Below are 18,065 nucleotides of genomic sequence, written 5' to 3'. Positions count from 1 at the left end.
ACTCCATACAACTCAAAAAGTGACAACTCCTGACCGTGGCGCCACGTCGCCCGCTGCCGCTTCAGCTCTGGGTCGTGGGGACGCTCGCGCTGGTGCTGAGCCTCGCGAGCGGTGCCCTCTGGTGGGAACGGCAGCTTCCAGGGCGATTACGGCAAGCGCTCGACAGCGGGGACTGGAGCCGCTGCCTTGAGCTCACCGAACAGCTGGCCGCCCTGCGCTGGCTGGGGGAGGGGGCACCACAACAGCAGGCCCGTTGCCGCCGCCAACGGGCGGCCCAGCTCTGGAACAGCGGCGATCAGGCTGCTGCCCTGCAGGTGCAGCGTCAGCTGGTGCAATCCGACCAGGCCAGCGCCACGGATGTGGAGCAGATCCAGGTTTGGCGGCGGGACCTGAGGGAAGGGGCCATGCAGCGCTTTCGGGCCGGTGATCTGGAGGGATCGATCGCAATGCTGGAGCCGCTGGATCGCGCCGCCACCAATGGTGGTAACCCCTCCAGCGACAGCCTGCGGGAGACCTGGAACCGCAATCGCCTGGAGGCTGAACGGCTGACTCAACTGGTGGACCAGCAACGCTGGTGGGAAGCGCTCGACAGCCACAACCGCCTCGACCACCCCTGGTGGCGAGCCCAGACCCAGCCCCAGCGCCAGAAAGTTGACGTGGCCATTGCCCGGATCGGAGACAGCCAGGAGCATCAGCAGCACAGCGACGGCCGCTCGGATGTGATCAGCGGAACGAAACTGGATCGGGCCGTTCAACAGCAGCTCGATCGGGGATTGGAGCCATGGCAGGCATTCGAAGCCGGCTGCCGTGCCTTGGGTGGCCAGGTGGAGGAGGACGGTCCGGAGAGTTTCTGCCGACGACGGGGGCCGACAGGAGCGTGACAAAATGCCCCCACGATGGAGTCATAGACCATGCAGGCGGGAGACAAGGTGACGGTCGAGGCCTCCGTTGTGGTCTTCAACCATCCCCAACACCGTGGAGAAGCCTTCGACATGAAGGGTCAGAGCGGTGAAGTGGTGTCCGTTTTGAACGATTGGAAGGGTCGCGTGATCAGCCCCACCCTGCCGGTGATCGTGGCCTTCGGTCGCTACAAGGCCCACTTCCGCGCCGACGAACTCACGCCGGCCGGCTGATTCGCCGCAGGAACACCCCTTCCTCCCCGTCCACATCCCGCAACCGCAGCTCGATGGTTTCGCTGCGACGGGTTGGCACCACACGGCCACAGAAATCAGGCTGGATCGGCAGTTCCCGGTGGCCGCGATCCACCATGGCCAGAAGCATCACCCGCTGGGCACGCCCCCAGCTCTGCAGCGCTTCCAGGGCGGCCCGCACCGTCCGCCCGGTGAAGATCACGTCATCCACCAACACCACCTGCCGGCCTTCGACGCTGTTGGGCAGGGTGGTGAGTTGGGGGAGACGGGTGCCGATCCGTTCCAGATCATCCCGGTGAAAGGTGGGATCGATCGATCCTTGGGCAATGGCGTGGCCGCTGAGCCGCTCCAGCTCCCGTGCCAGCACCTTGGACAGCTGAACCCCCCGGGTGGGGATGCCCAGAAGCATGAGCGTGCGGCTGTCGTCCACGCTCTCCAGCACCTGAGTGGCCAGGCGGGCCAGGGTCCTGCCGAGCTCCCGATCCGAGAGAATTTCGACCCGATCGGTGTCCAGCGGTTCTGTCATGGAGCGGTGACGGTGTGGTGATCTCTGGAAAGACGAGCCTGGCGGCCCATGGAGCGTTAAGTTGAATCTGCAAAAGTCCTTAAGAACCGACGAGAGCGGGGGGTACGTGGACCAGAGCAGTTCCAACGGTTCAGGACGCGACTTGGGAGTGGCCCCGGTCGTTCTCACCATTTTGGATGGCTGGGGACACCGCAACGACAGCGAACACAACGCCATTCGCCAGAGCGACACGCCGGTGATGGAAGCGCTGTGGCATGCCTATCCGCACACCCTGATCCAGGCCAGCGGATCCCATGTGGGACTGCCGGATCAGCAGATGGGAAATTCCGAGGTCGGGCACCTCACCATCGGTGCGGGACGGATCATCCGCCAGGAGCTGGTGCGGATCAGCGACACCGTGCGCGACGACCAGTTGAAGGACACCCCCGCGCTGGCCAAGCTGGCGGAGCGCGTGCGCAACGGCCATGGAACCCTTCACCTGCTGGGGCTCTGCTCCGATGGTGGCGTTCACAGCCACGTCAACCATCTCTGCGGACTGATCCACTGGGCCGCTGCGGCCGGCATCCAGAAGGTGGCCATCCATGCCATCACCGATGGCCGCGACACGCCCACCCAGAGCGCGATGGGTTCAATCACCCTGATGCAAAAGGCGATTGAGGAAGCTGGGGTCGGTCATCTGGCCAGCATCTGCGGCCGTTACTGGGCCATGGATCGAGACAAGCGCTGGGATCGCACGGAGAAGGCCTACGACCTGTATACCGATCCCACTCGTCCTGTCAGCGACCTGAGCCCGCAGCAGCTGCTGGCCGAGAGCTACGCCGCTGGCATCACCGATGAGTTCCTCGAGCCGGTGCGCCTGAGCAGCGACGTGATGCAGGACGGCGACAGCGTTCTGATGTTCAACTTCCGCCCGGACCGAGCGCGCCAGATTGTCCAGACGCTCTGCCTGCCGGACTTCGACGGCTTTGAGCGCCGGCATGCACCAAAGCTGGAGGTGGTCACCTTCACCCAGGTGGAGCAGGACTTACCGGTGGACGTGGCCTTCCCCCCTGAACCCCTGGACGATCTGCTGGGTCAGGTGGTGGCCGGTGCCGGGTTGCGTCAGTACCGCACGGCAGAAACCGAAAAGTATCCCCACGTCACCTACTTCATGAACGGTGGCATCGAGCAACCGCTGCCGGGGGAAGAGCGGCATCTGGTGCCCTCACCGCGGGTGGCCACCTATGACCTCTCACCGGCCATGTCTGCCGACCAGCTCACGGACAGCTGTATTGCCGCGATCAACCAGGGCACCTACAGCCTGATCGTGATTAACTACGCAAACCCGGACATGGTGGGACACACCGGGGTGATGGATGCGGCCACCGAGGCCATCGCCACAGTCGATCGCTGCGTCGGTCGCCTGCTGGATTCCGTCGGCCGCCGTGGCGGCACGATGTTGATCACGGCGGACCATGGCAACGCCGAGTTGATGCAAGGTCCCGACGGTCAGGCCTGGACGGCCCACACCACCAACCCGGTTCCCTGCATTCTTGTGGAGGGTGAACAGCGCAAGCTTCCCGGCTACGGCAACGCCATAACACTGCGCAGCGATGGCGGACTCGCCGATATTGCTCCCACCCTGCTGCAGATCCTCAACCTGCCTCAACCGGAAGCAATGACAGGCCGTAGCCTGATTGAACCAGTGACCAACGTCGACCCGTCGCCACTGTCGGCCCGTTTACCTCTTCCCGTCTGATGCTCACGTCCATCCTGTCCTGGACCTGGATCGGCAGCGGTCTTCTGCTGATCGTTCTTGTGCTCCTCCACAGCCCCAAAGGGGACGGCATGGGCGGCCTGGCAGCCAGCGGCAGCTCGATGTTCAGCAGCGCCAGCAGCGCCGAAGCCACCCTGAACCGCGTCACCTGGACCTGCCTGGCCATCTTTCTGAGCTTGGCTGTCATTTTGAGCGCTGGATGGCTGGGATAAGACCTGGAGACCCGAACGACCACACAAAACGCTGATTTAATTCATGAATTTTTACTTCATTCCGGGCAAGAGAGCAGCAATTACCTGGAGCGAGAAGTGCGCATGCACATCATTAGGCCACTGGTGCACCAATGCTTTGGATCGCAAAAATATTCCAGGCGACAAAAGGCTCTTTCTACAGCGCGAAGGCTACAACTTTCATCTATCCCAACTTCCTGGACTCATTGAGGCCGGCAGTGTAAAGACGCTCATCGTGACAACACGAGACCCAGTTAGCCGGATGCTGAGTAGCTATATAAATAAATTTGTGGTCTACACAGGAAAGGCCATTGACAAATACAACAGCCTCGAAGGTTTTTCAAGACAATTTCTAGAAAAGATCATCGAAGAGAAGACGCACGAAATCAGAAAGGCAAAGAGCGGAAATAAGAAGGAAACGTTCATCAATAGCGAAGGTCATTTTGGATTATCATTTAGGAATTTTTTGCGGTATATCTCCTCCAATAAAGACAATCCCCAGGCACTTAATTCACATTTCAGACCGCAAATAACCGACACCAAGTCATTACACACAATATTAAGCGCTAAAGAGTTAAATGTTCAATTACTTCAGCTTCGAATTGAAAACTTTCAAGACGATCTTAAACTCGTGAATTCACATCTAGATCTCAGCTACATGCCTCCAAAAATCAACGTCACAACATTGCCCGATTCAGGCTGGGTTAAATCAGATAATCCTAGACTTGCAAAAATCAACTCATATTCACTCATCCAGAGAAAAGAGCTACCTACATCAACGGCTGCCAAAGAATTCATCAAAAGAATGCCAAAACTTCGAGCCAAATTCAATGAATTTTTCGCAAAAGATTATGAGATGATTCAATTCTTGGGCTCAGCACAATTAAACTCTGCGAGCTCATCTATTCGTTCAGCAAGAATTAGATTCGATTGATATGAGCTTTGATCAAGTAGAAGACTTAGTCCTTTACGGACAAAGCAGCACAGCGACAGCCAGTCAACACCCTGCGAGTTAAATTGCAAAATATAATTCCATGATGGTGAAACTTTATCCAAAAATTCAGACTCTGTAAGTAATATTATTTTTGCGGTAATCCTCTTCAAGCCAAATAGTGCATGAAATGCACTACCGTCAATACCACAAAGAAATTGAGAACCTCGATAAACAGCCAACTGTTCCTTAAGAGAATAATCCTGAGGATGAAAAATAGCCCATCCACGAGCTTGCAGTAGTTGCTCTAGCTGCTTTTCCTCAGAGTAATTTCGACTACTTGGTGAAACCAAAGCGGACCGCGAAATATAAACTTTAGTAGATCCCGTAAAACTTCGAATTCCAACAGGTCTGGAGTCTTCATTAGCATTCAACAAAGTGAAATAAGCATTAACAATACTGCTATGCATAGGCGATACAAAACGTCGATTAACCATCGTCGGGTCAGGGATATACAAAGCTTTAAAATAAAGAAACTGGCTTTCATCTTCAGGGAAAACAAAAGACTCCTCAGGGATTGCTAACAACTCAGCCAATTTGCGAATTTCATTTCTAAATGCAAATGGTATGACAATTGTTATTTTTGAAAGGTCGAAGCCTTGATTTTTCCACAACAATAGCGGATATAAGCTCGACAGCCCTTCCGTCAATGTGTGTCCAAAGTGATTAAGTATAAGAGCACTTATGTATAGTCCTCGATCAAATGCGCGAACTCTTCTTTGCTTGAAAACTAGTACTTTTCTTGGTTTACCAAAGGGATAATCCTCAATTCCATCATTCCGACAACCGCGCCAAAGAAATCCAGCCTGAAAGGGATAGCCAAGACGATCAAATACTCCATAAGTGGAGGTGACATAGGCGTCAATACAGCATGAAGCCGTTAATTTTTCACTTAAACCAAGATGTAGGGCTGTATAGGGGTCGTCCTGCTGCGCTTGACCGTCGTAATTTAATACTTTAGATCCTTCCAACAAATGAAACAATTCATCACCAAATTTTGTTGTTTTTACTCTCCGATAAATGTCAGATTTATGAGTTACCTGACGCTCAGCCAAACACAACGGACTATTAGCAGAACATCTTAATTGAATACTTGCATGATGATTCTGCAAGCAATGGTCGAGCCACCGAAAGATTTTTGTGTGCTTTTGTCTTTTAAGACGAAAGCCAGACTTTAGGGGAAATCCATGTGCAGCTACATCAGGTCGATTTATTGAAGCCTGAAGAGAAAATAAGATTCCTTCAATTGAGAGACTCACTGTGCCAGTCTCGACAGAAAACCAACCCGCAATTAAATCACGACTGCATACATCCAACGCCCCGGCGTTACGAGGATTCAAATACTGATTATGTGATGCTTTAATACAATATCATGGCCGGCATCCAGGTGCACTACTTTTTCACATAAAATTGAGCACTGTAATTTGAGCACTTGGCAGTTGTTAATTATACCAACTTCCCAAAGTGAACTTGATCAACTTGGCCTAGAGCACAACTGTGACAAAGCATCAAAAGATCGGAGTCAAAGCAAAGATATACGATTTTCATCTCGCGGGGAAGGGCATGATTATCTCAGGAAATATGAAATTTTTTTCAAGCAATTTCGTGGGAAAAAGGACATCTCATTGCTCGAGCTTGGAGCAGGACCGGAATGGAACATTGGCGCATCTGCAAAAATATGGTCAAGATATTTTGGAGACAACTCAGAGATTTTTATTGCCGACATAAAATCATCTGCAACACAACTGGATTTAATACCAAACGTAAAAACTTTTGTCGGAGACCTAGGCAATGAGAAATTTTTATATACCCTTCAAGACCATTCATATGACATCGTGATCGATGACGCCTCTCATCACTGGGACCATCAAATCAAGTGCTTCGAAAGATTATTTAAAACAGTAAATAAAGGCGGTATCTATATCATTGAGGACATTCATACATCATTTGGTTCATTTCGACAAGGGCATGGACTTGCACGAAAAGAAAAACTAGACGCCTTCAGCTTTTTTCAATACCTTGCAAGCCGTCTAACAGGTGATCGCCGGGAACATCCGAGTGACGAAAACTTTTTGGAAAATCTTGGTTTGACTATTGCAGACGTCAAATCGTTGAAAAGTTTGTTGCAAAGTGAAGAAGACTATCTGCAATCAATAGCAATGATAAGCTTTATCAAGCACTCCTGCATTGTCGTGAAAGATGTTACTTAATTAGCAAATGCGTCCAAGGAAATCATTATGAACTCTTGCAAGCATCATTAGTTCCGGGCTGCAATAGATTCAATTATTTACGTACCAGTTTCGAAGGGAAGTAAAAGTAACAATTAATTTTTCTCAATCGCCAAAAGATGCTATGGTAATTGTAATTTAAAGAATTCGTTTGCATACGTGTCGCGCTAAACAACCAATAGTTACAAAGCCAACGATCCTAATGACCTTTTGTAGTACATGAGCTTATATAAACTTAGGGACGTCATCTCGAAAAAATTTGTTGTTGCTTCAGTGGAGCAATAGCGATACACCAAAACCACGGCATCGCAATAATCGTAGAGCTAACCTCAAAATGCATACAAGCCACTAAAAAACGCGAATAGGTGACGCAGTTGAAGCCATATCATTACTATATATGAATACCACATAAATCAAACAACATATTTCACCCTAAAGCAATTTGCTTTGGGGTGAAATAGGATCACTGCGATTGCAACTTCATGCGTGTTGAGACGTAGAAGATTTTCAAGGGTGGTAGATTGTAATATCAGCAGCATAATTTAGTCTGCTTCGCATTATTTAGATGCTTTTCACGCATCCCCCCCCCAAGAGCAGGCAATAAAAAAGGGATGCCGGAGCATCCCAAATGTTTTTGAAGACCAAAGGCAAAGGGTTGGGTAGCCCCTAGAGCCTCTCTGATTGCTTCAGTAGTCGAAGTCGCCACCGCCCATGCCGCCGCCGGCAGGTGCTGCGTCCTTCTTCTCGGGCAGGTCAGCCACGATGCACTCGGTGGTCAGCACCATGCCAGCGATGGAGGCGGCATTCTGCAGACCGGAGCGGGTCACCTTGGCGGGATCGACGATGCCGGCAGCCAGCATGTCGACGTAGTCACCGTTGGCTGCGTTGTAACCCTCGCTGATGGCGCGGGACTTGACGTTCTCCGCCACAACAGCGCCGTTGGCACCAGCGTTCTCGGCAATGCGCATCAGCGGAGCGGTGAGAGCCGAGGCCACGATGTTGGCGCCGATCAGCTCTTCGCCGGCCAGGTTGCCCTTGGCCCACTCTTCGAGGGGAGGTGCCAGGTGGGCGAGGGTGGTGCCGCCGCCAGGGACGATGCCCTCTTCCACCGCAGCCTTGGTGGCGTTGATGGCGTCCTCGAGACGAAGCTTCTTGTCCTTCATCTCGGTTTCGGTGGCCGCACCCACCTTCACCACAGCCACGCCACCGGCCAGCTTGGCCAGACGCTCCTGCAGCTTCTCCTTGTCGTAGGTGGAGTCGGTTTCGTCCATCTGCTTCTTGATCTGCTCGCAGCGGGCGCCGACAGCCACCTCATTGCCCTCGGCAACGATGGTGGTGGTGTCCTTGTTGATGGTGACGCGACGGGCGGTGCCAAGCATCTCCAGCTTGGCGTTCTCCAGCTTGAGACCGGCGTCCTCGGTGATCAACTGACCGTTGGTCAGCACAGCCATGTCTTCGAGCATGGCCTTGCGGCGGTCACCGAAGCCAGGGGCCTTGACGGCGGCCACATTAAGAACACCGCGCAGACGGTTCACCACCAGGGTGGCCAGGGCTTCCTTCTCGATGTCCTCCGCGATGATCATCAGAGGCTTGCCGGTGCGGGCGATCTGCTCGAGCACGGGCACCAGGTCCTGCACCAGACCGATCTTCTTGTCGGTGAGCAGGATGTAAGGCTCGTCGAGCACCGCCTCCATCCGCTCGGTGTCGGTGGCGAAGTAAGGGGAGATGTAGCCCTTGTCGAAGCGCATGCCCTCTGTGACCTCCAGTTCGGTCTCCATGGACTTGCCCTCTTCGAGGGAGATCACGCCTTCCTTGCCAACCTTGTCCATGGCATCGGCGATCATCTTGCCGACTTCTTCGTCGTTACCGGCGGAGATGGTGCCCACCTGGGCAATGGCGTTGCTGTCAGCGATGGGCTTGGAGTGCTCCTTGATCTTGCTGACCAGGAAGTCGGAGGCCTTGTCGATGCCCTTCTTCAGGGTGATGGCGTTGGCCCCGGCGGCCACGTTGCGCAGACCGGCCTTGACCATGGCGTGGGCCAGGACGGTGGCGGTGGTGGTGCCGTCTCCGGCGGCGTCGTTGGTCTTGGAAGCGGCCTGACGGATCAGAGCAACACCGGTGTTCTCGATGTGGTCTTCGAGCTCGATCTCCTTGGCGATGGTGACGCCGTCATTGATGATCTGGGGAGCACCGAACTTCTTCTCCAGCACCACGTTGCGGCCCTTGGGTCCAAGGGTCACAGCGACGGACTCGGCCAGGATGTCGATCCCTTTCTCGAGAGCGCGGCGGGCGTTCTCGTTGTAAATGATGCGCTTAGCCATGGAAGGCGTGTCCTAATAAATGGAGGTGTTCAAAAACGCTGAGGTCCGGGTCCCGTCTCAGTTGACGATGGCCAGGATGTCCTTTTCGGTGAGCAGGACGTACTCGTCGCTACCCAGCTTGACGTCGGTGCCGGCGTACTTGCTGTAGAGCACCTTGTCGCCGACGCCGACTTCGGGAGCCTGACGGCTGCCGTCGTCGTTGCGCTTGCCGGGGCCGATCTGGACCACTTCACCCACCTGGGGCTTTTCCTTGGCGGTATCGGGCAGAAGGATGCCGCCCGCAGTCTTCTCCTCGGATTCGGAGACTTTGACGAAAACGCGGTCGCCCAGGGGCTTGACGGTGGAGACGCTGAGAGAAACAGCTGCCATGGGTAATGCAGAAGCAAGGACAGGGCGCCGAAACGCCGATTCGACGCGAGCTGGCACTCGGAGTCGATGACTGCCAACGTATGCAAGCGAGCACCCCTCTCACCAGCGCCGACCTGTGCGGTTGACCGAACCGGAGGAGTGCAGGCTCAGCAGTGGTAAGGTTGCGCCGCTCTGAATGGGCCCGAGCGCGCTGCGCCTGTTCCCGCATCTCTCCTTCTTATGGTCGCTTCTGCTCCTGCATCCGCTGGCACCAAGGGCGTGATCCGCCAGGTGATCGGCCCGGTTGTGGACGTGGAATTTCCCGCAGGGAAACTGCCCAAGATCTACAACGCCCTTCGCGTCGAGACGAAGAACACCGCTGGCCAGGACGTCGCTCTGACGGCCGAGGTGCAGCAGCTGCTGGGCGACCACCGTGTCCGCGCCGTCGCCATGAGCGGCACCGATGGCCTGGTGCGTGGCATGGAAATCGTCGATACCGGCGCTCCAATCTCCGTCCCCGTCGGTGAAGCCACCCTCGGCCGCATCTTCAACGTGCTCGGCGAGCCCGTTGACGAGCAGGGTCCTGTGAATGCTTCGGCCACTGCTCCCATCCACCGCGAAGCCCCCAACCTCACCGAGCTTGAGACCAAGCCGAAGGTGTTCGAGACCGGCATCAAGGTGATCGACCTCCTTGCTCCCTACCGTCAGGGCGGCAAGGTCGGCCTGTTCGGCGGCGCCGGCGTTGGCAAGACCGTGCTGATTCAGGAGCTGATCAACAACATCGCTAAGGAGCACGGCGGCGTCTCCGTGTTCGGTGGTGTGGGTGAGCGCACCCGTGAGGGCAACGACCTTTACGAGGAATTCAAGGAGTCCGGCGTGATCAACGCCGACGACCTCTCCAAGTCGAAGGTGGCTCTCTGCTACGGCCAGATGAACGAGCCCCCAGGCGCCCGCATGCGCGTGGGTCTCTCCGCTCTGACCATGGCCGAGCACTTCCGCGACGTGAACAAGCAGGACGTGCTGCTGTTCGTGGACAACATTTTCCGCTTCGTGCAGGCCGGTTCCGAGGTGTCCGCACTGCTGGGCCGCATGCCTTCCGCTGTGGGCTACCAGCCCACCCTGGGTACCGACGTGGGCGCCCTGCAGGAGCGTGTTGCTTCCACCGTGGAAGGTTCGATCACCTCGATCCAAGCCGTTTACGTGCCTGCGGACGACCTGACCGACCCCGCACCCGCCACCACGTTTGCTCACCTGGATGCCACCACGGTGCTGAACCGTGCCCTGGCCTCCAAGGGCATCTATCCGGCTGTGGATCCCCTGGACTCCACCAGCACCATGCTTCAGCCCGCCGTTGTGGGCGATGAGCACTACCGCACCGCCCGTACCGTGCAGTCCACCCTGCAGCGCTACAAGGAACTGCAGGACATCATCGCGATTCTGGGTCTCGACGAACTCTCCGAAGACGACCGTCAGACCGTGGACCGTGCCCGCAAGGTGGAGAAGTTCCTCTCCCAGCCCTTCTTCGTGGCTGAAATCTTCACCGGCATGCCTGGCAAGTACGTGAAGCTGGAAGAGACCATCGCCGGTTTCAACCAGATCCTCGCCGGTGAGCTGGACCACCTGCCTGAGGCTGCCTTCTACCTGGTGGGCAGCATTGAGGAAGCCAAGGCCAAGGCTGAGAAGATCGCTGCTGAAACCAAGTGATCCTGATGGGGGTGTGATGCACACCCCCATTCACTTGTTGTCCGACGTCCCTTTCTCCCTCCGAACCAAGGTTCATGTCCCTCACCCTCCGCGTGCTGGCACCTGACCAGAACGTCTTTGATGGCAGCGCCGATGAGGTGATCCTGCCCAGCACCACCGGTCAGCTCGGCATCCTGCCTGGCCATATTTCCCTCCTCACCGCCATTGACGTTGGGGTTCTCCGTGTTCGCTCCAACGGCGGCTGGAACTCCATCGCGCTCATGGGAGGCTTTGCGGAAGTGGATGCTGATGAAGTCACCGTGTTGGTGAACAAAGCCGAACTGGGCAGCACCATCGACGGCAGTGCAGCTGAAGCCGACTTCCAGAAAGCGTCCACCGTGGTGGATGGCATGGAAGGTCAGCCGGCTTCCCCTGAAAAGGTCAAAGCTCAGCAACAGCTGAATGAAGCGCGCGCTCGCATGCAGGCCAGCAAGTCTGCAGATTGAGCACATCCGCCAAACAATCTGATCAATCAGCCGGGATGAGTCCCGGCTTTTTTATGAGATAAAAAAGCCCCACCTTGCGGCGGGGTTCTTCATCACTCAAAAACAAACCGTTTGAATCAGGCGGTACCGCAGAAGGTGACCTCGGGGAACTTGGCCTTCGCTTCATCGAGGCTCTTGCCTTTGCCCTCTTCCTGCCAGTAGTTGATGACCTCGGTGGCCTGGTTGAGCACATCAACCCGCTCGTTGTCGGTGATCCAGCTCTTGCCTTCCAGTTCGGTCTTCAGTGTTTCCCAGGCATCTTCCCGGGGCCAGAAGAAATAGGAGGTGAGGGGGCTGGGGCCGCCACCCACGATCTGGTCCACCGCCAGGGCCACGTTGTCCGGCAGCCAGAGAATCTTCAGCAGGAAGCGGCCTTCATCGGCCTTGGGGGTGTAGCCGGAGGGAACACCATCGGCATCGATAGTGGCGGAAGCCAGGGCGGCTGCAGCGCCGCGAAGGACGGGACGGCCTTCGCCCTCTGTGGCAGCAGGCTTTTCAGTGGATTCAGGAGATTCGGTGGATTCAGCTGCCGCAGCCTGGGTGGCGCCTTCAACCGCGTCGGCGGCCGGAGTCGCGACCTCCTGGTCGGTGGTGGCAGCGCCTTCGGTGACCGTCATGGTGTCAGCGCTCAAGACAGAATTTCAAACGACTAACCTACCAGCCGCTCAAAACCAAACCCCTGAGTTCTCCCGCGATCCTGCTGTTCGACATCGACGGTGTCATCCGTGATGTGGCCGGCAGCTACCGACGCGCCCTTCAGGTCACGGTGGAGCACTACAGCGGCTGGCGCCCATCGGCGACGGACATCGATGCCCTCAAAGCTGAAGGCACCTGGAACAACGACTGGGACGCCAGCCTGGAACTGCTTCGTCGCCATGGAACCGACGTTCCAAGCCGGAATGCCCTGATCGACGTGTTCAGCGGCTTCTACTTCGGCGGTGATCCCGAGGGCGATGCCGCTGAGTGGCAAGGCTTCATCGGCGACGAACCGCTGCTGGTAGACCGAGCCTTCTTCGAGCAGCTCACCCGGCACCAGATTCGTTGGGGCTTTGTGAGCGGGGCCGAACCCCCCTCCGCCCGCTACGTGCTGCAGCAACGGCTTGGCCTGAAGGATCCCCCCCTGATCGCCATGGGCGATGCACCGGACAAGCCGGATCCCACCGGCCTGATTCGCTTGGCTGAACAATTGAGTGCGGGCGAGGTTCCCCGCTGGATCGCCTACATCGGCGACACGGTGGCCGACGTGCACACGGTGCTCAAGGCCCGCGAGCGGCGACCGGAGCTCCCCTGGCGCAGCTTTGCCGTGGCCCCGCCGCACATCACCGATGTATCGGCGTATCACCGGCAGCTGCAGGACGCCGGGGCTGATCGCATTGTGGGAGCAACCTGGGACATGCTCCCGATGCTTCTGGACGAACCAACGCCATGACCGATGCAGCCGCGCAACGCACCGGGGGCTTGATCTCGCTGCTGCTGCCGATCCTGGTGGGCCTTGCCGCCCTGGCCTCGATCGAGTTCAGCGACGTCATGGGCTGGTTGATCCTGCAACCCACGGCGATCGTGATCAGCGGGCTGATCATGCTCAGCAGCGTGGTGCTGCTGCTGTCCCGCAGCGTGGCGAATCAGGCCGATCGGGTGGCCGAACTGATCGGACAGCCTTACGGAACTCTGGTGCTGACGGCGGCTGTGATGACCATCGAACTGGCGTTGGTCGCCAGCACGATGCTCACCGGCGAAAGCAACCCGACCCTGGCCCGGGATTCCATGTTCTCCGTGGTGATGATCGCCCTCACCGGAGTCACGGGTCTTTGCAACGTGGTGGCCGCCGTCCGCCGCGGGGCCCTCTGCGACAACGGCAAAGTCGACACCAGCTTGATGGTGGGTCCCAACCTGCTGGGCGCCCTCACCTATTTCGATCTGATCAGCACGATGTGCGTGCTGGCCCTGGTGATTCCCAATTTCAGCCGCACCACCACCGAAGCGAACTTCAGCACACCGGTGAATGTGGTGTTGTCGGTGGTGGCCCTGGGGGTCTACGCCGTGTTCCTCACGGCCCAGATGGGGCGCTACAGCAACCTTTACACCGAGCGCGAAAGCCTCGTGATCCACGACGATGGGGACCAGGAGGCCGATGAGCAGGGTCTGACGTTGTGGAAGGCAGCCACGCTTCTCGTGGTGGGTCTGCTGGTGGTGTGCCTGATCGCCGAATCGATGGGCCAGCTGATTGAAACCGGCATCACCGATCTGGGACTGCCCAGTTCCCTGGCCGGTGTGCTGGTGGCGATCCTGATCCTGGCGCCAGAGGCACTCAATGCCGTACAGGCCGCCTCCCAGGGGGAAGTGCAGCGCTCGATCAACACCCTCTACGGCTCCGTGGTGGCCACGGTGAGCCTCACGGTGCCGGCGGTGCTGGTGCTGGGGGTGATCACCAACACGGACGTGATCCTGGGGCTGGAACCCTTCGAGATGGTGCTGCTGGCCCTCACCTTGATCCTCAGCTATCCCCACGCCCGCCTCACCGGCATCGAAGGCCTGATGAAGCTGGTGATCTTTCTGTTCTGGATCCTGCTGCAGGTGGCCTAGGCCCGCTCCATGGCAGCAAGGCTCTTCTGCGCCGCGGCCGTGAGCACCTCATGGCCAGCGCCGGTGACGGCTACGTCGTCCTCGATCCGGATGCCGATGCCCTTCCAGCGCTCCTCGATCTCCGGCTGGCCTTCCGGAACGGTCAGGCGGTCACTGACATAAAGACCAGGCTCCACGGTGAGCACCATGCCGGCCTCCAGCTCAGCGGGCTGTTCCCCGAGGCGATAGGCCCCCACATCGTGCACATCCAGCCCCAGCCAGTGGCCGGTGCGGTGCATGTAGAGATGGCGGTAATCACCCCGCTGAATGATTCCGTCCACATCTCCGATCAGCAGGCCCAGCTCCACCAGACCTTCCACCAGCACCCGCAAGGCCGTGGCATGGACGTGTTCCGCAGTTCCGCCCGGCTCAACAACGGCGATGGCCGCCTCCTGAGACTTCAGCACCAGGCTGTAGAGGTCGCGCTGCTCGGCGCTGAAGCGCCCATTGATCGGGAAGGTACGGGTGATGTCGCCGTTGTAGTAGTCGGCGATCGAGCATCCGGCATCGATCAGCAGCAGATCACCGTCCTGCAAAACCGCGGTGTTGGCGGTGTAGTGGAGAACGCAGGCATTGTCCCCACCGGCCACGATCGAACCGTAGGCAGGTCCGCGGGCGCCGGCGGCACGGAAATGGGCCTCAATCGCAGCCTGCACCTCCGCTTCATGCATCCCCGGTCGGGTCATCGCGCGGGCCCGTTCGTGGGCTTCAGCGGAGATGCGGCAGGCCTCCCGCATCCGCTCCAGTTCATGGGGCTCCTTGCGCAGTCGCAGGCGATGCAGGATCGGCGTCGGCGCCACCAGACCGAGGGCTGCAATACCGGAGCGGGCATAACTGTCCAGCTGTCTGCCCCAGGCCGAGAGCACCAGAGGCTCCACCGCCGGATGACGGCCCACCCGAAAGGCAATGGCTTCAGCCCCATCGAGAAACTCCGGCAACCGGGCACTGAGCTGATCCAGTGGCAGAGCGATGTCGGCCCCGTAGCGCTCGACAGCCCCTTCGGTCCCCCAGCGGAAGCCTGTCCACACCTCCGCCGCCGGATCCTTGGGGTGGACGAACAAAACAAAGCGCTCGCCTTCCGGTCGATGGGGCAGCAGCAGGGCCACCGCATCCGGTTCATCGAAACCGGTGAGGTAGAAGAAATCGCTGTCCTGGCGGAACGGCCACTCGCAGTCCGCGTGGTGGGTGGCCAGTGGCGCCGCCGGGATCACGGCAGCGGCCGCACCGAGCTGATCGAGGAAGCGCTGCCGCCGGCTGGCGTGGATGCTGGGGTCGAAGTCGTGCACGCCGGAGTGAGGCTCAGCTGATCAGGATGGCAGCTCGGCTGGTACAACCGGGAAGCGTCGATACGATGGCGTTCACGCCGGACTCAGATGCGATCCGACCTGCTGGTGCTGCTGCTGTTGGTGCTGGTGGTGCTGCTGGGGTCGGCCCTGTGCTCCGGAGTGGAAGCGGCCCTGCTCACAGTGAACCCGATCCGGGTGCATGAACTGGCGGCCCGCAGCCGTCCGGTGGCCGGCTCCCGCCGGCTGGCGAAACTGCGCCAGCGGCTGGGCCGCACTCTGTCGGTGCTGGTGATCGCCAACAACGGCTTCAACATCTTCGGCAGCCTGATGCTGGGGGGCTACGCCGCCTGGTTGTTCGAGCAGCGGGGCATCGGTGGAGTAGCCCTGCCGCTGTTTTCCATCGGGCTCACCGTGCTGGTGATGTTGCTGGGGGAGATCCTGCCCAAAGCCCTCGGCAGCCGCCTGGCCCTGCCCGTCTCCCTGGCCGCTGCACCGCTGCTGCATTGGCTGGGACTGCTGCTCAGTCCATTGGTGTTGCTGCTGGAACGGCTGCTGCCAGCGATCACAGCCGAATCGGAGATCACCACCAACGAAGAGGAGATCCGACTGCTGGCTCGGCTGGGGTCCCAGAAAGGGGAAATCGAAGCGGATGAGGCCGCGATGATCGGCAAGGTGTTCCAGCTGAACGACCTCACCGCCAGGGATCTGATGACACCGCGGGTGTCCGCCCCAACCCTGGATGGAAGCCTCAGCCTCGAGGCCCAGCGGTCGCTGCTGCTCGGCAACAACGCCCCCTGGTGGGTGGTGCTGGGGGACCAGGTGGACAAGGTGCTGGGGGTGGCCAACCGCGAACGGCTGCTGACGGCGCTGCTGGAGAACCGGGGGCTGCTGACACCGGTGGATCTGTGCGAGCCAGTGGACTACGTGCCGGAAATGATCCGGGCCGATCGCCTGCTCACAGGCTTCCGGCGCGACAGCAGCGGCGTGCGGGTGGTGGTGGACGAATTCGGCGGCTTCGTCGGCGTGATCGGCGCGGAAGCCGTGCTGGCGGTGCTAGCGGGCTGGTGGCGCAAGCCGGCAGCATGAAGGCCATGGCTCCGTCACCCCCTGCCACCACCGAACGCTGCCGGCAGCTGCTGCAGAGCTGGCGGCGGGAGCTGCAGCTCAACCGCCGGGAACAGGGCTTGCTGCGCGGGGAACTGACCCTGCTGGACCGTCAGCTGCAGCGGCTCGACCAGAAGGTGATCCGGATTGCCGTCTTCGGTCGGGTGGGGGTCGGCAAGTCGAGCCTGATCAATGCCCTGGTGGGCCAGCGCCTGCTGGAGACCGATGTGGCCCACGGCAGTACCCGCCGCCAGCAGGCCGTGGCCTGGCCCTTGCGGCTGAACGGTCTGCAGCGGGTGGAGCTGATCGACACCCCCGGCATCGATGAGATCGATGCCGCCGGCCGCACCCGCCTGGCGACCCGGGTGGCCATGGGGGTGGATCTCGTGCTGCTGGTGATCGACAGCGACCTGACCCGTTGCGACCGTGATGCCCTGGAGACCCTCCAGGCCAGCGGCAAACCCGTGCGGCTGGTGCTCAACCGCAGCGACCGCTGGCCCGAACACGAGCTGCCGCAACTGTTGTCCAGCATCCGCTCACGCCTGCCCAGGGATCTTCCCCTCACCGCCGTGGCGGCCGCCCCCCGCCGGCCGGTGCTCGATGCCGACGGCAGGGTGCGGAGCGCCCCTGCCCCCGTCCAGGTCAGCCCCCTGAAACACCAGCTGACCGACCAGCTCGATCGGGAGGGTGAACTGGTGCTGGCCCTGCAGAGCCTGCGCCAGGCCGATCGCTTCCAGCAGCAACGTCAGCAGCTGCGGCTGCAGCAGCACCGCCGCAGCGCCCAGGGCCTGATCGGACGCTATGCCGCCACCAAAGCCACCGCCGTGGCGATGAACCCGCTGATGGCCCTCGATCTGGCGGGTGGTCTGGCCTGCGACACCGGCTTGGTGCTGCAGCTCTGCCAGCTCTACGGCATGCCGCTCACGCCATCCGCCACGCGGCAACTTCTCCAACAACTTTCCGGCCAGAACGCCCTGCTGGGGGGCGTGCAGCTGGGGCTGGGGCTGCTGAAGCAACTGTTGCTGCTGCTGGTGCCGGTGAGTGGCGGGGCCAGCCTGGCGCCGGCCGCGCCCGTCGCTGTGGCCCAGGCCGCTCTGGCGGTACACGCCAGCCGCCGCACCGGGGCCCTGGTGGCCCGCCAGCTTCTCCAGGTACGCGGGGGCCAGCCCGGCGCCCTGATGCAGCGGCTGGAACAGCGGGATCCGGTGGTCCGCCATTGGATGCAGCGCTGGCAGGGGCGGCGCCAACCCGACTGGCAACCGCTGCTGCCCTGA

General features: G+C 59.3%; 18 protein-coding genes. 12 read left to right on the top strand and 6 right to left on the bottom strand.

What is annotated here, in order from left to right:
• Nucleotides 1-35 precede the first annotated feature (35 nt).
• Nucleotides 36-881: a hypothetical protein gene (locus SynA1528_RS02445; protein ID WP_186587540.1), complete on the top strand. Its 846-nt coding sequence runs from the start codon at nucleotides 36-38 to the stop codon at nucleotides 879-881.
• A gap of 30 nt (nucleotides 882-911) precedes the next feature.
• Nucleotides 912-1,133 (top strand): ferredoxin-thioredoxin reductase variable chain, encoded by a 222-nt coding sequence (locus SynA1528_RS02440; RefSeq protein ID WP_186587539.1) that lies wholly within the window; start codon nucleotides 912-914, stop codon nucleotides 1,131-1,133.
• Here SynA1528_RS02440 and pyrR read toward each other — a convergent pair.
• Nucleotides 1,117-1,677, bottom strand: coding sequence for a bifunctional pyr operon transcriptional regulator/uracil phosphoribosyltransferase PyrR (gene pyrR / locus SynA1528_RS02435; RefSeq protein WP_186587538.1), 561 nt, complete (start codon nucleotides 1,675-1,677; stop codon nucleotides 1,117-1,119). The genes SynA1528_RS02440 and pyrR overlap by 17 nt on opposite strands.
• Nucleotides 1,678-1,783: 106 nt before the next feature.
• Here pyrR and gpmI point away from each other — a divergent pair, with 106 nt between their 5' ends.
• From gpmI to SynA1528_RS02420, 3 genes are read left to right on the top strand one after another with little or no spacing between them, the layout of a single operon-like run.
• Nucleotides 1,784-3,415: a 2,3-bisphosphoglycerate-independent phosphoglycerate mutase gene (gpmI, locus tag SynA1528_RS02430; RefSeq protein WP_186587537.1), complete on the top strand. Its 1,632-nt coding sequence runs from the start codon at nucleotides 1,784-1,786 to the stop codon at nucleotides 3,413-3,415.
• On the top strand, nucleotides 3,415-3,645 hold the full coding sequence (gene secG / locus SynA1528_RS02425) for a preprotein translocase subunit SecG (protein WP_011127389.1): 231 nt from the start codon (nucleotides 3,415-3,417) through the stop codon (nucleotides 3,643-3,645). Before gpmI ends, secG begins: the two co-directional genes overlap by 1 nt.
• 43 nt (nucleotides 3,646-3,688) lie before the next feature.
• Nucleotides 3,689-4,597 (top strand): sulfotransferase family 2 domain-containing protein, encoded by a 909-nt coding sequence (locus tag SynA1528_RS02420; RefSeq protein ID WP_186587536.1) that lies wholly within the window; start codon nucleotides 3,689-3,691, stop codon nucleotides 4,595-4,597.
• Here the strand turns inward: SynA1528_RS02420 and SynA1528_RS02415 are convergent.
• The gene (locus tag SynA1528_RS02415) at nucleotides 4,525-5,709 is read right to left on the bottom strand and encodes a glycosyltransferase 61 family protein (RefSeq protein ID WP_222930189.1); all 1,185 of its coding nucleotides are present in this window, start codon (nucleotides 5,707-5,709) and stop codon (nucleotides 4,525-4,527) included. The two genes, SynA1528_RS02420 and SynA1528_RS02415, sit on opposite strands and share 73 nt — an antisense overlap.
• 369 nt (nucleotides 5,710-6,078) lie before the next feature.
• On the opposite strand from SynA1528_RS02415, the gene SynA1528_RS02410 reads away from it, so the two are divergent.
• Nucleotides 6,079-6,864, top strand: a complete 786-nt coding sequence (locus SynA1528_RS02410; RefSeq protein ID WP_186587534.1) for a class I SAM-dependent methyltransferase — start codon at nucleotides 6,079-6,081, stop codon at nucleotides 6,862-6,864.
• A gap of 704 nt (nucleotides 6,865-7,568) precedes the next feature.
• On the opposite strand, the gene groL is transcribed toward SynA1528_RS02410, so the two are convergent.
• Both groL and groES read right to left on the bottom strand, forming a co-directional pair.
• Nucleotides 7,569-9,203, bottom strand: a complete 1,635-nt coding sequence (groL, locus tag SynA1528_RS02405) for a chaperonin GroEL (protein WP_186587533.1) — start codon at nucleotides 9,201-9,203, stop codon at nucleotides 7,569-7,571.
• A 57-nt stretch (nucleotides 9,204-9,260) separates the two neighbouring features.
• On the bottom strand, nucleotides 9,261-9,572 hold the full coding sequence (gene groES / locus SynA1528_RS02400) for a co-chaperone GroES (RefSeq protein ID WP_186587532.1): 312 nt from the start codon (nucleotides 9,570-9,572) through the stop codon (nucleotides 9,261-9,263).
• Nucleotides 9,573-9,791: 219 nt separating this feature from the next.
• Between groES and atpD the strand changes: the two genes are divergently transcribed.
• Nucleotides 9,792-11,255 carry a F0F1 ATP synthase subunit beta gene (atpD, locus tag SynA1528_RS02395; protein WP_186587531.1) on the top strand — a complete coding sequence of 488 codons (1,464 nt, stop codon included), beginning with the start codon at nucleotides 9,792-9,794 and terminating at the stop codon, nucleotides 11,253-11,255.
• A 74-nt stretch (nucleotides 11,256-11,329) separates the two neighbouring features.
• Complete coding sequence (atpC, locus tag SynA1528_RS02390; RefSeq protein ID WP_186587530.1) at nucleotides 11,330-11,740, top strand: ATP synthase F1 subunit epsilon; 411 nt, start codon at nucleotides 11,330-11,332, stop codon at nucleotides 11,738-11,740.
• 116 nt (nucleotides 11,741-11,856) lie between these two features.
• Here atpC and SynA1528_RS02385 read toward each other — a convergent pair whose 3' ends face one another.
• A complete protein-coding gene (locus SynA1528_RS02385) occupies nucleotides 11,857-12,396 on the bottom strand; it encodes a 30S ribosomal protein PSRP-3 (protein ID WP_186587529.1) in 540 nt (179 codons plus the stop codon).
• A 113-nt stretch (nucleotides 12,397-12,509) separates the two neighbouring features.
• On the opposite strand from SynA1528_RS02385, the gene SynA1528_RS02380 reads away from it, so the two are divergent.
• Both SynA1528_RS02380 and SynA1528_RS02375 read left to right on the top strand, forming a co-directional pair.
• Entirely contained in the window at nucleotides 12,510-13,208 is a 699-nt protein-coding gene (locus tag SynA1528_RS02380; RefSeq protein WP_286187864.1) for a TIGR01548 family HAD-type hydrolase, read from the top strand.
• The gene (locus SynA1528_RS02375; protein ID WP_286187863.1) at nucleotides 13,205-14,362 is read left to right on the top strand and encodes a calcium:cation antiporter; all 1,158 of its coding nucleotides are present in this window, start codon (nucleotides 13,205-13,207) and stop codon (nucleotides 14,360-14,362) included. The genes SynA1528_RS02380 and SynA1528_RS02375 overlap by 4 nt, the downstream gene beginning before the upstream one ends.
• On the opposite strand, the gene SynA1528_RS02370 is transcribed toward SynA1528_RS02375, so the two are convergent.
• Nucleotides 14,359-15,687, bottom strand: a complete 1,329-nt coding sequence (locus tag SynA1528_RS02370; protein WP_186587528.1) for an aminopeptidase P N-terminal domain-containing protein — start codon at nucleotides 15,685-15,687, stop codon at nucleotides 14,359-14,361. The genes SynA1528_RS02375 and SynA1528_RS02370 overlap by 4 nt on opposite strands.
• 87 nt (nucleotides 15,688-15,774) lie before the next feature.
• Here SynA1528_RS02370 and SynA1528_RS02365 point away from each other — a divergent pair, with 87 nt between their 5' ends.
• Together SynA1528_RS02365 and SynA1528_RS02360 are read left to right on the top strand one after the other, a co-directional pair.
• Entirely contained in the window at nucleotides 15,775-16,773 is a 999-nt protein-coding gene (locus SynA1528_RS02365) for a CNNM domain-containing protein (protein WP_186587527.1), read from the top strand.
• A complete protein-coding gene (locus SynA1528_RS02360) occupies nucleotides 16,770-18,065 on the top strand; it encodes a GTP-binding protein (protein ID WP_186588232.1) in 1,296 nt (431 codons plus the stop codon). The genes SynA1528_RS02365 and SynA1528_RS02360 overlap by 4 nt, the downstream gene beginning before the upstream one ends.

It is taken from the genome of Synechococcus sp. A15-28 (assembly GCF_014280175.1).
Classification (GTDB): Bacteria; Cyanobacteriota; Cyanobacteriia; order PCC-6307; family Cyanobiaceae; genus Parasynechococcus.
Note: the sequence above shows the minus strand (reverse complement) of the source record. Positions and strands in the feature narration are given on the sequence as shown.

Excerpts from the sequence above, each read along its gene's own strand:
- SynA1528_RS02440 (WP_186587539.1), top strand. The coding sequence starts at position 912 with ATGCAGGCGGGAGACAAGGTGACGGTCGAGGCCTCCGTTGTGGTCTTC.
- pyrR (WP_186587538.1), bottom strand. The coding sequence starts at position 1,677 with ATGACAGAACCGCTGGACACCGATCGGGTCGAAATTCTCTCGGATCGG.
- secG (WP_011127389.1), top strand. The coding sequence starts at position 3,415 with ATGCTCACGTCCATCCTGTCCTGGACCTGGATCGGCAGCGGTCTTCTG.
- SynA1528_RS02420 (WP_186587536.1), top strand. The coding sequence starts at position 3,689 with ATGAATTTTTACTTCATTCCGGGCAAGAGAGCAGCAATTACCTGGAGC.
- groL (WP_186587533.1), bottom strand. The coding sequence starts at position 9,203 with ATGGCTAAGCGCATCATTTACAACGAGAACGCCCGCCGCGCTCTCGAG.
- groES (WP_186587532.1), bottom strand. The coding sequence starts at position 9,572 with ATGGCAGCTGTTTCTCTCAGCGTCTCCACCGTCAAGCCCCTGGGCGAC.
- atpD (WP_186587531.1), top strand. The coding sequence starts at position 9,792 with ATGGTCGCTTCTGCTCCTGCATCCGCTGGCACCAAGGGCGTGATCCGC.
- atpC (WP_186587530.1), top strand. The coding sequence starts at position 11,330 with ATGTCCCTCACCCTCCGCGTGCTGGCACCTGACCAGAACGTCTTTGAT.
- SynA1528_RS02385 (WP_186587529.1), bottom strand. The coding sequence starts at position 12,396 with ATGACGGTCACCGAAGGCGCTGCCACCACCGACCAGGAGGTCGCGACT.
- SynA1528_RS02375 (WP_286187863.1), top strand. The coding sequence starts at position 13,205 with ATGACCGATGCAGCCGCGCAACGCACCGGGGGCTTGATCTCGCTGCTG.
- SynA1528_RS02365 (WP_186587527.1), top strand. The coding sequence starts at position 15,775 with ATGCGATCCGACCTGCTGGTGCTGCTGCTGTTGGTGCTGGTGGTGCTG.
- SynA1528_RS02360 (WP_186588232.1), top strand. The coding sequence starts at position 16,770 with ATGAAGGCCATGGCTCCGTCACCCCCTGCCACCACCGAACGCTGCCGG.